This is a genomic window from Streptomyces sp. Pv4-95 (genome assembly GCF_045782725.1).
Classification (GTDB): Bacteria; Actinomycetota; Actinomycetes; order Streptomycetales; family Streptomycetaceae; genus Streptomyces.
This window is the reverse complement of sequence record NZ_CP127172.1, coordinates 1,035,093-1,046,804: the sequence shown is the minus strand read 5'-3', so window position 1 is coordinate 1,046,804 and position 11,712 is coordinate 1,035,093. Positions and strand designations below refer to the sequence as shown.

Genomic DNA, 11,712 nt, shown 5'->3' with positions numbered 1-11,712 from the left:
GGGCTGCGTTACCAGTGGTGCCGGGTCAGGGCGGGTGGCGAGACGGTGAACAGCTCGTCCACCGCGCGGACTTCGAGCAGGGCGGCCGCGGCGCCCGCCCCGGCGTACAGCGCACGCCGGCGGGACAACGGGCGGGGTTGCCGGGGCATGGGGAACTCCTCCGATGACGGACGGTGTGGGGGACGGGCGCCTGCGGCTTCTAGGGGGTGCCCGGTACCGGCGGGCGGCCCTGGAGCACCTCGTCGGGGGTGCGGACCTCGGTGATCCCGCGCGATGCCAAGTGGTCCGTGTCCTGCGCGAGTTCGGCGAGAACGAGGGCCGGACGCTCGCCCTCCGCGGTGAGCTGCGCCCACGCTTCGAAGACCGCGCCACCGGGCGCGCACACCGAACGGCGCGGCGCGTCCTGCGCGCCACCGGTGTCGACGACCAGCGCGGTACCGCGTACCGGTGGCCGGTGCTCGCGGCCGCGCCACTCCTCGACCAGCGCCGCGATCGCCTTGCCCGCGGGCTTGACCGTACGGTCGTTGCCGAGCAGACCCAGCCCGTACTCCAGCTCGGGAAAGTCGGCGAGGGACCGCGAGACGTCGTGCGAACACCACCAGGTGACACCCCACACGTCCGGGCAGTCCAGGGCGTTGACGACGGTCGCCTCGGTGAAGTCCGCCGCCCGCTCGGCGGGGATGTGCGGGGCGGGGGCGCCGACCTCCTGGAGCCACACCGGGCGGTGCGGGTCGGCCGCCCACGCCTTGGACAGCTCGATCAGATAGGCGGCGTGGTGCTCGGTGGCGGTGCCGGCCGGACCGTGCCGCTGCGCGGTGCCGTTGAACACCCAGGAGTGCACGGCCGTCACGCTCCCCAGCCGGGCGGCCTGGGCGGGCGTGAACGGATGGCCGTCGCGGTACCACGCCGCGTCGTACTCGGCGTGCAGGTGCATCCGCCCGGGCGCACCGCGTTCGCAGGCCGCCAGCATCCGCTCCAGCCATGCCGCGGCCTGGCCGGTGGTGATCCGGTCCGGATCGGGGTGCGGTCCGTCGGAGAACTGGTTGATCTCGTTGCCGAGTGTCATCCCGAGGAAGTTGGGCCGGTCGGCCAGCGCGGCGGCCAGCGTCCGCAGATATTCCTCCTGCCCGGCGAGCACGTCGGGGTCGGTGAAGAGGTTGCGGCGGTGCCAGGTCTGCGTCCAGGCGGGCAGGAAGTCGAAACTCGACAGATGACCCTGCAGCCCGTCGACGTTGACATCCAGCCCCCGCTCGGCTGCCGCGTCCGCCAACTGCACCAGCTGCTCCACGGCGCGCGGCCGGATCAGCGTGCGGTTGGGCTGGAAGAGCGGCCAGAGGGGGAAGACGCGGATGTGGTCGAGACCGAGGGCGGCGAGGGAGTCGAGGTCGGCGCGGACCGCGTCCGGATCGAAGTCCAGCCAGTGATGGAACCACCCCTGAGTGGGGGTGTAGTTGGCGCCGAAGCGCGGCGAGCGGCGGGCGGTGTCCAGCACGGGCATGGGCGTTCCTGTCGGTGAGGGCCACGTTCGGGCGCCGGGCGGTCGGGGTGCGGTGGCGGTGCGGGGCCTCGGTCAGCCCTTGACGGCACCTTCGCCCACACCCCGGAAGAAGTAGCGCTGAAGACAGGCGAACATCACGATCAGCGGCAGGACGGCGATGACGGTGCCGGCCGCGACGAGCCGCTGGTTGTCCGCGAAGGTGCCGTGCAGGAAGTTCAGGCCGATGGTCAGGGTGAACTTCGACTGGTCGCTCAGCACGATCAGCGGCCACAGGAAGTCGTCCCAGGCGCCCATGAAGGCGAAGATGGCGACGACGGCGAGTGTGCCCTTGACCGACGGCAGCGCGATCCGGACGAACCGGTGCCAGGCGTTTGCGCCGTCGACGAACGCGGCCTCGTCCACCTCGTACGGCAGACCCGCGAACGCGTTGCGCATCAGCAGGACGTTCATCGCGCCGATGCAGCCGGGCAGCAGCACCCCGATCAGGGTGTTGTTCAGCTGGAGTTCACGCATCGTCACGAACTGGGCGATCATGATGCTCTCCACCGGTACCAGCATCGCCATGACGAAGACGATCAGGGCGGCGCGCCGTCCCCTGAAGCGCATCCGGGCAAGCGCGTAGCCGGCGAGCGCGGCGCCCACGCAGTTGGTCAGCACGTTCGCGGCGGCGACCCGGAGGGAGTTCAGCGCGAAGTCCCAGACCGGAATGATCTCCGCGACCCCGGCGTAGTTGTCGAGCGTGAGGTGCTGGGGGATCAGGTCGGGCGGGTAGCGGTAGATGTCCTCGCCGGCGCCCTTGAGGGACGTCGACAGCTGCCACAGGAACGGTCCGACGGTCAGCGCCAGCACGGCGAGCAGCAGCAGATAGCGCAGCACCAGCTGCCACGCCGGCATCCGTCGCCGCTCCGCCCGGTCGCGTGCGGCCGCGGCAGTCATGCGTCCTCCTTGCGGTTGGCGCGCAGCACCAGCAGCATCAGGCCGAGGGTGAGGGCGAAGACCACGACGGACAGCGCGGAGGCGTACCCCACCCGGCCGCTGAGGCCGGTACCGACCTGCTGCACGAGCATCACCAGGGTGGTGTCCGCGCCTCCGGGGCCCCCGGTCGGCCCGGCCATCAGATAGACCTCGGAGAACACCTTGAAGGCGCCGACCGAGGAGAGGGCGGCCACCAACACCATCGTGGAGCGCACGGCGGGCACGGTGACGGTCAGGAAGCGGCGTACCGCTCCCGCGCCGTCGACCGCGCAGGCCTCGTGCAGCTCGCGGGGGACACCGGCAAGCGCGGCCAGATAAATGATCATGTAGTAGCCGAGGCCCTTCCAGACCGTGACCGCCATCGCGCTGAGCAACAGCAGCCAGGGGTCGCTGAGGAAGCCGACCTTGCCGAACCCGAAGGTCTCCAGGACCGCGTTGATCAGCCCGCGGTCGTCCAGCAGCCACACCCAGATCAACCCCACCACGACCACCGAGGCGACGACCGGGGTGTAGAACGCGGCCCGGAAGAACGTGATCCCGGGGAGGTGCCGCTGCACGAGCAGGGCGAGCAGCAACGGCAGCACCACCAGCAGCGGGACGACGCCCAGGACGTACAGCAGGCTGTTGCGCAGGCCGGTCCAGAACATCGCGTCGTGGATCAGCTCGCGGTAGTTGGCGCCACCGACGAACTGCCCCTCGGTGAGGGTGCGCGCGTCGGTGAAGGAGTGCACCACGGTGCTCAGGAACGGATACAGGCTGAATCCGGCGACGATCAGCATGCCCGGGGCGAGGAACAGCCAGGGGCTGGAGGGCAGATGCGTACGGATTCCGCGGCGCCGACGGTGTGCCCGGGGCGGTGGGGGAGCGGGTGACGGAGCGGGGGCCTCGGCGGGCCCGCTCCGCGGTGTCGTGTCGGTCTGCACGGCGTCCGGCCTCAGCCGGCCGCGAGCAGGCGGTTGCAGTCGGCGACCGCGTCGTCCAGCGCGGCCTTGGGGGACTTGTCGCCCTGTACCGCCTTGGCGACGGCATTGCGCAGCACGGTCTTCATCTGGTCGCTGAGCAGCACCGGGGTGTAGTTCACCGCATCCTTGAGGGAGGCCGCCGAGGCCACCCGGACCCGGGTCGCGTCGGTGCCGTCCTCCTTGGTGAAGTACGGATCGCTCAGCGAGCCCTTGGTGCTCGGGAAGATCGTCACTTCCTTGGCGAACGCCATCTGGTTCTTCTTGTCGGTGACGAAGTGCGCGAAGGCGACGGCCGCCGGCTTGACCTCGCTCTGCGCGTTCACCATCAGGCCCTGCACGTACATATTGGCCTTGCCGGTGTTGTTGACCGCGTCGGTGATTCCGATGTTCTTGTAGAGACCGGGCGCTTCCTTCTTGAAGTTCTCCAGGTCGTGCGCGCTGCCCGGGTTCATGGCTACGGACTGCTGCTGGAACTTTCGGCCGGCCGACTCGGCCTGAGCGGTGAGCGCCTGCGAGTCCAGCGCACCTGCCGCGTACAGCTCCTTGTAGTGCTGCACCAGCTCGACGCCCTTGGGCTCGTTGAAGGTGAACTCCGTGCCGGACGCGTTCATCAGCCGCACGCCGTAGCGTCCGAAGTCCTCGATCGACGGGGTGCTCGCGAGCATCGCTATCCGCCGGTCGCTCTTCTTCGCCATCGACACGGCATCCTCGAAGAGCTGGTCGTACGTGGTCGGCGGCTTCCGCGGATCCAGACCTGCCTGCCGGAAAAGATCCTTGTTGTAGAACATGGGGCCGGTGTTCAGATACCACGGGAAGGCGTAGACGCCTTTCATGCCCGGCATCGCATGGCTCTTCCAGGCGCCGTCCAGATACTCGCCGCGGTATTTACCCGCGGCTTTTTCCAGGTCCAGCGCGATACCGGCTTTCGCCAGCGGATATAGCAGGTCGGGGGAGACGTTGACGACATCCGGCAGGGTACCGCCCGCGGCGTCGGCGCTGAGTTTCTCCGGATAGCCCTCGGCAGGCTGGTCCACCCAGGTCACCTCGGCGTCCGGATACTTCTTCTCGAAGTCCGCGATGACGCCCTCGAAATAGTCCTTGAAATTGGCCTTGAGGTTCCAGGTCTGGAAGGTGACCTTCCCCTCGACCTTGCCCGAGGCGCTGTCCGAACCGCCGGAGTCACCCGAGGCCCCACACGCGGACAGGGCGAGTGCCGAGGTGATCAGGACCGCGGTGGCGGCTGCTGTTCGGCGGGATATGCGCATGGCCGGCTGGCTCCTTTGCTCGAACCGGAAACATATGGAAATGTTGCGCGCCGGCCGCCGAGGAAATCGGGACGGACCTGTCGTATTCCTGTTGGGCGAAGCCGTGATGAATCCGCTGACCGGGAAATGACGCACAGGGCCGAATGCCGGCCATGACCTTGCCGAGTGAACCCGAGTGCACCTTTCAACGGCTCTCGGATGACGACGCGGCAGACGGTACTAATGCGTTTTAGTGAGTGTCAACACCCCCGCCGCCACCGGTCGCGCCGGACCTCGGTCGGAAGGCATCCGCCGCGCTGGTCAGGCCGTACGCCCCGGCCTCTCGAACTCTTCACCCGGACGTTTGACAGGCGTCCATGCGCTGATCAGACTGAGCGCACTAATGCGGTTTAGGGAGTTGGGCCGGGACGGACCCGCTCGCGCCCTGCCACCGCACGGGATGCGCACGCCCGCCGCACGAGGAGAGCCCGTCATGACAGCGCCCGGTGAGGCCGCCCGCCGTAAGCCGGTGCGCCGGCCGACGATCAAGGACATCGCACGCCGGGCCGGGGTGTCGGAGAGCGCGGTCTCCTTCGCGCTCAACGACCGGCCGGGCGTCTCCCAGGACACCCGTGCCCGGGTACGCCGCGTCGCCGAGGAACTCGGCTGGCAGGCCAACAGCGCCGCCCGCGCCCTGTCCGGCGAACGCGCCGGCTGCACGGGCCTGGTGCTCGCCCGCCCCGCGCGGACACTCGGCGTGGAGTCGTTCTTCCTCCAACTCGTCTCCGGTATCCAGGAGGTGCTCTCGGCGCGGAAGAGCGCGCTGCTCTTCCAGGTCGTGGAGGACCTCGACGCCGAATGCGCGCTCTATCGCCGCTGGTGGGCCGAACGGCGCGTGGACGGCGTCCTCGTCGTCGACCCGCGCACCGAGGATCCGCGGCCCGAACTCCTCGCCTCCCTCGGGCTTCCCGCGGTCGTCGTCGGCGGCCTGGGCGCTCCGCGGCCGGACACCGCGCATGCGCCGCTGTCCACCGTCTGGGCCGACGACTCCAAGGCCATGGCCCGGATCCTCGACCACCTGCACGGCCTCGGGCACCGCCGGATCGGGCATGTCGCCGGGCTGCCGGGGCTCGCCCACACCGAACGCCGGATCCGATCCCTGCGCGCCGAAGCGGAACTGCGCGGCCTCGACACGGACCACGTCCGGTCGGTGACCACCGACTACTCCGACGCCGAGGGAGCCGAGGCCACCCGCCGCATCCTCGACGCGGCGACGCCGCCCACGGCGATCATCTACGACAACGACGTGATGGCGGTGGCCGGTGCGTCGGTCGCGGCGGGGCGCAGCATCGCCGTCCCGGGCGAGCTGTCGATCGTGGCCTGGGACGACTCCGCGCTGTGCCGCGTCACCCACCCCCGGCTGACCGCGCTCGTCCGCGACACCCCGGGATTCGGCCGGCTCGCCGCCCAGGAACTGCTCGCCGTACTCGACGGCGGACCCGTGCGCACCGTGCAAGGCGAACTTCCCCACCTGGAGGCCCGGGAGAGCACGGGGGAGCCGGGGAAGCCGGGGGCGTAGCCGTCAGCAGGACCTGCGGACGTGGCCTTCGGTGCCGGCGGGCCGGACGTCGCGGTCGCGCAAGGTGACCGACAGGGACTTCCCCCAGGACCGGCAGGCGGCGGTGAAGTCCTTGTTCACGTACTCGATGTCGAAGATCCTGCCGTCGTAGGCGTCGCTGAAGTCGGCGCACTCCTGGTAGCGGGCGCATTCCTCGACGACGGCGAAATCGAAGCCGATGTGCTCGCGCCGGGGCAGGAGGTCGGCGGTGTTCTTCTGCGCGACCGCCAGGTGGCGGCGGTGTGCGCGATCGGCCAACAGCCGTGCGAAGGCGGCGGCGTGATGACGGGTCAGCTTGCCTTCGGACCGCTCGTAGGAGTCGAGATTGTCCGGTTCCACCGCGTCGTATCCCGCTGCGGCGCAGCCATCGATCCACGGCCCGACGATGTCCATGAGGGCCGCGCGCCGTGCCGGGGTGGAGATGTCGAGCAAGGGCTCGTCCCAGTCCTCGTCGGTGACCGTGCCTCCGTCGTCGTCCTTCAGGAGCAGGTCCGGGTGGTGCTTCTCCCACCAGGTGACGGCCTCGCCGGGCTGCGTCTGGAAGGCGTTGACGTAGCAGATGTTGTAGAGGCCCTCGGCGGGTTCGGCGGTGCGGTCGCGGGAGACCGCCTGGACCGTGCCGGCCGGCGGGTAGGGGGCGCCGAGCTGGTAGTCGAACTCCGCGTTGGCTGCGGGTGCCCGCACCTTCTCCGGCGCGCCGGACCCGGTGCCGTCGGCGGATGCGGACGGGGATGCCGGACCGCTGTCGGCGCGTTGCGGGCCGGAGGCGGAACAGGCCGTGCCGAGCGCCAGGACCGGGGCCAGGACGAGTGCGACGAGGCCGACGGTGCGGGAGGGAGAAGGAACCACGGAAGGAGCCTACGCGCGGGCCACCCGCCTCCTCTTCCCGGCCCGGACGAACGGAGCGCCGGCCGGGCGCTTCAACGGCGCGCTGCGGACGGCCCGTTCCGCTCGACCTCGTGCCCGTGGTCAGCGGAGGACGCCGACGGAGAGGCCGTCGCCGAGTGCGACGACGAAGCACCTGCCGCATCGGCCTCGGCATCCTGGCAGGCGGTGAACGCGAGCGCGGCGGCGGCGATCAGGGTGGCTACTGCGGTCTTGCGAGCGAGGTGGAGCGTGGTGTGATGCGACATGAGTCCCCCTGGTTTGCTTCCTGTGTACGTTCCGAAGCCGGGCCCCGGGGCCCCTCCGTTCCGCGGAAACCACACTCTCCGGCGGCGCTGATGATCCACTAACACGCCGCTAACACCGCCGCGGGCCCGGGAGAGCGCCGGCCGAGCCTCCCGCTCCTTCCGTCCCCTTCCCCACGCGAGCAATCCACCGCCGTCTACGCTCCGAATGTAGAAGTGGGAGTTCACGCCGCCCTGCGGCGACCCACCGGGACCGACGGTCGGCGAGCGATCCGGGACGATGAAGGAAGTGCGATGACGGGTGACGAAACGCAGGCGCGGTCCGGGCGGCAGGACCGGCCGATGTCCCCGCTCGTGCTGAGCCGGCGCCCGGAAACACCGCGAGCGGCCGTCCTGCTGCTGCACGGCGGTCGCGCCGACGGACTGGAGGCGCCCACGCGGTGGAACCTGCCGGGGCGGCGGATGGTGCCGTTCACCAGGGCGATCGCCCGCGCCACCCGGGACGCGGACGTGGCACTCGGGTCGGTGCGCTACCGCCACCGTGGCTGGAACGGCACGCGCGCCGACGCCGCGGCGGACGCGCAGCGCGCCCTCGACGACCTCATCGCGCTCCTCGGCGAGGTGCCCGTGGTGCTGGTGGGGCACTCCATGGGCGGCCGGGCGGCACTGCGGGCCGCCCGTCATCCGTCCGTCGGCGGCGTCGTCGGGCTGGCACCCTGGTGTCCCGACGAGGAACCCGTCGACCACCTGACGGGCAAGCGCGTCGTCCTGCTGCACGGGGACCGGGACCGCGTCACCGACCCGCGGGCAACGGCCCGGTTCGCGGGCCGCGCACGGACGGCCGGCGCCGAGGCGTACGCCCTGACGATGCCGGGCGGCGACCACGCGATGCTGCGCGGAGCCGGGGCCTGGCACGACCTGACGACGCGCTCCGTCGCCGGACTGCTCGGGCGCGAGAGCCTGCCGGAAGCCGTCACCCGGGCGGCGCTCACCCTCCCACCCACGACGGCGTAACGCCGTGACCCGGCAGGACGCCGGTCCGCGGTGATCAGGAAGACGGCACCGGGGTGAGGCGCTCGCGCAGTGTGCCGGCGAACTCCTCGGCGCGGACCAGCTGGGTCCGCAGGTCCGCCACCCGCTCCGCGGCCCTCCGCTCGAAGTCGCGTACCCGGTCCAGGGCTTCGGCCCGTTCGTCGTCCGGCAGTGCGTCGCCGGAGTCGAGCCGGTCGGTCGCCCGCAGCAGGTCGCGCATCTCGTCCAGGGTGAATCCGAGCGGCTTCATCCGGCGGATCACCATCAGGCGCGTGACGTCGGCCTCCGTGTAGAGCCGAAAGCCGCCCTGGGAACGGGCGGAAGGGATGACCAGCCCGGTCTCCTCGTAGTGCCGGATCGTGCGCAGCGACAGTTCGGTGCGCACCGCGACCTCGCCGATCTGCATGTGCTCGCTGCTCACGTGTGCACCCTTCGTGTCCCGCGCCGAGGCGTCCGGGCGATCGGACGTCCATCTCTACTCTAACGTTAGGGTAGAGTTGCTGGGTATTGAGATGGTCGGTCCGGCTGACCAGGTCCGATCTCCGCAGGAGGAAGCGTCCGCATGTCGCTGATGCCCAGCGCTGCCGCCTGCCCGCCGTGACCCCTCACTCCTGAGCACGCCGGGGCGCGGTCGTTCCCTGCGCACCCCCGTGACATCGGCCCGCCGTGCGCGGGCTCCGCAGATTGCCGGCCCGGCCGTCTGCGCTCCCCAGCACGCCGCACAGCGATGTCAGGTGTGCCCGAGCACGACAGGTACCGCTTCCGTTGTCCACCTCCGCCCTCTTCCGTGCCTCCTGGCTCCCCGGCTCACGCCCGCCATGGCTGTCCCCGAAGGTCTTTCGCACCGAGGCCCTGGCCGGTCTGGTCGTCGGGCTGGCGCTGATTCCCGAGGCGATCTCGTTCTCGGTCATCGCGGGAGTCGACCCCAAGGTGGGACTGTTCGCGGCCTGCAGCATGGCCATGGTGATCGCCTTCGTCGGCGGCCGGCCCGCGATGATCTCCGCCTCCACCGGTGCGGTGGCCCTGGTCGTCGCCCCCGTGGTCCGTCAGTACGGCCTCGGCTTCCTGATCGCCACGGTCGTCCTGGCCGGCGTTTTCCAGATCGTGCTCGGCCTGCTGGGGGTGGCCGAACTGATGCGGTTCGTGCCGCGGTCGGTGATGGTGGGCTTCGTCAACGCCCTGGGCATCCTGCTGTTCACGGCCCAGATACCCAATCTGCTCGACGTTCCCTGGCCGGTGTATCCCCTGGTCATCGCGGGTTTGACGCTCATGGTGTTCTTCCCCCGCATCACCAGGGCGGTGCCGGCGCCGCTGGTGTCCATCGCCGTGCTGACCGTCGTCACCGTGGCGGCCGGAATCGCCGTCCCCACCGTGGGCGACAAGGGCAAGCTGCCCTCCTCGCTGCCCGTGCCCGGACTGCCGGACGTCCCCTTCACTCTCCACACCCTGGCCGTCATCGCGCCCTACGCGCTGGCGATGGCCCTGGTCGGACTGATGGAGTCGTTGATGACCGCCAAGCTGGTGGACGAGATCACCGACACGCACTCCGACAAGACCCGCGAATGTGTGGGTCAGGGCATCGCCAACATCGTCACCGGATTCCTCGGGGGGATGGGCGGCTGCGCGATGATCGGCCAGACGATGATCAACGTCAAGAACGGCGCGCGTACCAGGCTCTCCACCTTCCTCGCCGGGTTCTTCCTGCTCATCCTGTGCATCGTCCTGGGCCCGGTGGTCTCCAGGATCCCGATGGCGGCCCTGGTCGCCGTGATGATCCTGGTGTCGGTCGGTACGTTCGACTGGCACTCCATCAAACCGGCCACCCTCAAGCGGCTGCCGGTCGGCGAGACCGCGGTCATGGTGATCACCGTGGCCGTCGTGCTGGCCACCGACAACCTGGGCATCGGCGTGGTCGTCGGCAGCGTCAGCGCCATGGTCGTCTTCGCGCGCCGTGTCGCCCACCTCGCGCATGTCACCGCGGTCACCGACCCCGACGGCACCCAGGTCGTCTACTCCGTCACCGGCGAGCTGTTCTTCGCCTCCGTCAACGACCTGGCGTCGCAGTTCCGTTACGCGGAGGACCCGGAGAAGGTCGTGATCGATCTGACCGCCGCCCGGATCTGGGACGCCTCGTCCGTCGCGGCCCTCGACGCCATCGAGGCCAAGTACGTACAGCGCGGCAAGAGCGTGGAGATCGTCGGCCTGAACGAGACCAGCGCCCGCCTCCACAAGACGCTCAGCGGCGAACTCACCGGCGGCCACTGAACGCCAGGCCGCGACAGCGCTGGAAGCGACCGTTCCGTGGTGACCCGAAGCTCCCGCGCCATGAGCGGTGGCGACGACTGATCAAGCGAGCCGCTCCCCGGCGGTCGCCTCCAGGCGTACGAACGGGAGGGACCGCCCGGCCTCGCTGCCGTCGACGTCGACGCCCATGAAAGAGCGCACGCGGCGGGCGAGCCGCGGGCGCCGGGAAGCGTAACGGGCCATCAGGGCGCCACCGTCTCCCGGTGGGCGCGGTGGCAGTGCAGCGGCGAATGCCGAACCGGACCGTGGTCCGCGGGACGTGGCGCAGATTCTGGTACCAGGCCGCGGCGGGCCCGAATCCGGACGCGATCGTCCAGCTGAGCGAGCCGCCTGTCCGCTCTTACGCGACCACCTCCCGTTGGTCGAGTGAGCGTGCGGGGTGCGCAGGGCGATAGAAAGGGGGAATGAGCGAGCCTGAAGCCCCTGTGCGGGACGTGGATGATGTGGACGCGGTGACCCGTGCGGTGCTCACGGCCTCACGACTGCTGGTCGCGGTGTCTGCGCGCTCGCTCGCGGAGGTCGAGGAGCGGGTGACGCTTCCGCAGTTCCGGATGCTGGTGGTGCTCTCCACGCGCGGCGTCACCAAGCTGGTCGACCTCGCCGAACTCCTCCAGGTCGCCCCCTCGACGGCGATGCGCATGGTGGACCGGCTGATCGCCGCGGGCCTGGCGGACCGGCAGACCAACCCCGACAACCGCCGCGAAAACCTGCTGCGGCCCACGGACGAGGGACGTCGCACCGTGGAGGACGTCACCAGCCGCCGCCGCGCCGAGATCAGCGCGATCGTCGAGCGCCTCGCCCCCGGCCAGCGCACGGCTCTCGTCAAGGCGTTGACCGCCCTCAACGAGGCGGGCGGTGAGCCGCCCGCGGAAGACCAGGAGCTGCACCCGCTGGGGTGGGCCGACGCCGCAGCGCCGCGTGGTGCCTGAGCCGGCGAAACCGGGGACGT

The 11,712-nt window shown here is 70.5% G+C and carries 13 protein-coding genes; 4 read left to right on the top strand and 9 right to left on the bottom strand.

The annotated features are described in order from the left end of the window. Positions 1-8: 8 nt before the first annotated feature. The 5 genes from QOM21_RS04910 to QOM21_RS04890 form a co-directional block, all read right to left on the bottom strand. The gene (locus QOM21_RS04910; RefSeq protein WP_407548492.1) at positions 9-149 is read right to left on the bottom strand and encodes a hypothetical protein; all 141 of its coding nucleotides are present in this window, start codon (positions 147-149) and stop codon (positions 9-11) included. A gap of 50 nt (positions 150-199) precedes the next feature. After that, positions 200-1,498, bottom strand: coding sequence for a glycosyl hydrolase (locus tag QOM21_RS04905; RefSeq protein ID WP_407548491.1), 1,299 nt, complete (start codon positions 1,496-1,498; stop codon positions 200-202). 72 nt (positions 1,499-1,570) lie between these two features. Beyond that, positions 1,571-2,434: a carbohydrate ABC transporter permease gene (locus QOM21_RS04900; RefSeq protein ID WP_407548490.1), complete on the bottom strand. Its 864-nt coding sequence runs from the start codon at positions 2,432-2,434 to the stop codon at positions 1,571-1,573. Then, positions 2,431-3,252, bottom strand: a complete 822-nt coding sequence (locus QOM21_RS04895) for a carbohydrate ABC transporter permease (RefSeq protein ID WP_407555578.1) — start codon at positions 3,250-3,252, stop codon at positions 2,431-2,433. The genes QOM21_RS04900 and QOM21_RS04895 overlap by 4 nt, the downstream gene beginning before the upstream one ends. 155 nt (positions 3,253-3,407) lie before the next feature. Continuing rightward, entirely contained in the window at positions 3,408-4,700 is a 1,293-nt protein-coding gene (locus QOM21_RS04890; RefSeq protein ID WP_407548489.1) for an ABC transporter substrate-binding protein, read from the bottom strand. A gap of 472 nt (positions 4,701-5,172) precedes the next feature. Here QOM21_RS04890 and QOM21_RS04885 point away from each other — a divergent pair, with 472 nt between their 5' ends. Beyond that, positions 5,173-6,258: a LacI family DNA-binding transcriptional regulator gene (locus QOM21_RS04885; RefSeq protein WP_407548488.1), complete on the top strand. Its 1,086-nt coding sequence runs from the start codon at positions 5,173-5,175 to the stop codon at positions 6,256-6,258. Positions 6,259-6,261: 3 nt separating this feature from the next. Here QOM21_RS04885 and QOM21_RS04880 read toward each other — a convergent pair whose 3' ends face one another. Together QOM21_RS04880 and QOM21_RS04875 are read right to left on the bottom strand one after the other, a co-directional pair. After that, positions 6,262-7,146 carry an endo alpha-1,4 polygalactosaminidase gene (locus tag QOM21_RS04880; RefSeq protein ID WP_407548487.1) on the bottom strand — a complete coding sequence of 295 codons (885 nt, stop codon included), beginning with the start codon at positions 7,144-7,146 and terminating at the stop codon, positions 6,262-6,264. Between the two features lie 71 nt (positions 7,147-7,217). Beyond that, positions 7,218-7,430: a hypothetical protein gene (locus QOM21_RS04875; RefSeq protein ID WP_407548486.1), complete on the bottom strand. Its 213-nt coding sequence runs from the start codon at positions 7,428-7,430 to the stop codon at positions 7,218-7,220. A gap of 291 nt (positions 7,431-7,721) precedes the next feature. Between QOM21_RS04875 and QOM21_RS04870 the strand changes: the two genes are divergently transcribed. Next, positions 7,722-8,441 (top strand): alpha/beta hydrolase, encoded by a 720-nt coding sequence (locus QOM21_RS04870; RefSeq protein WP_407548485.1) that lies wholly within the window; start codon positions 7,722-7,724, stop codon positions 8,439-8,441. 34 nt (positions 8,442-8,475) lie between these two features. On the opposite strand, the gene QOM21_RS04865 is transcribed toward QOM21_RS04870, so the two are convergent. Continuing rightward, on the bottom strand, positions 8,476-8,880 hold the full coding sequence (locus QOM21_RS04865; RefSeq protein WP_407548484.1) for a MerR family transcriptional regulator: 405 nt from the start codon (positions 8,878-8,880) through the stop codon (positions 8,476-8,478). A gap of 344 nt (positions 8,881-9,224) precedes the next feature. Here QOM21_RS04865 and QOM21_RS04860 point away from each other — a divergent pair, with 344 nt between their 5' ends. Further along, positions 9,225-10,724, top strand: a complete 1,500-nt coding sequence (locus QOM21_RS04860) for a SulP family inorganic anion transporter (protein ID WP_407548483.1) — start codon at positions 9,225-9,227, stop codon at positions 10,722-10,724. Between the two features lie 81 nt (positions 10,725-10,805). On the opposite strand, the gene QOM21_RS04855 is transcribed toward QOM21_RS04860, so the two are convergent. Next, the gene (locus QOM21_RS04855) at positions 10,806-10,946 is read right to left on the bottom strand and encodes a hypothetical protein (RefSeq protein WP_407548482.1); all 141 of its coding nucleotides are present in this window, start codon (positions 10,944-10,946) and stop codon (positions 10,806-10,808) included. Between the two features lie 221 nt (positions 10,947-11,167). Here QOM21_RS04855 and QOM21_RS04850 point away from each other — a divergent pair, with 221 nt between their 5' ends. After that, entirely contained in the window at positions 11,168-11,692 is a 525-nt protein-coding gene (locus QOM21_RS04850) for a MarR family winged helix-turn-helix transcriptional regulator (RefSeq protein ID WP_407548481.1), read from the top strand. Positions 11,693-11,712 lie beyond the last annotated feature (20 nt).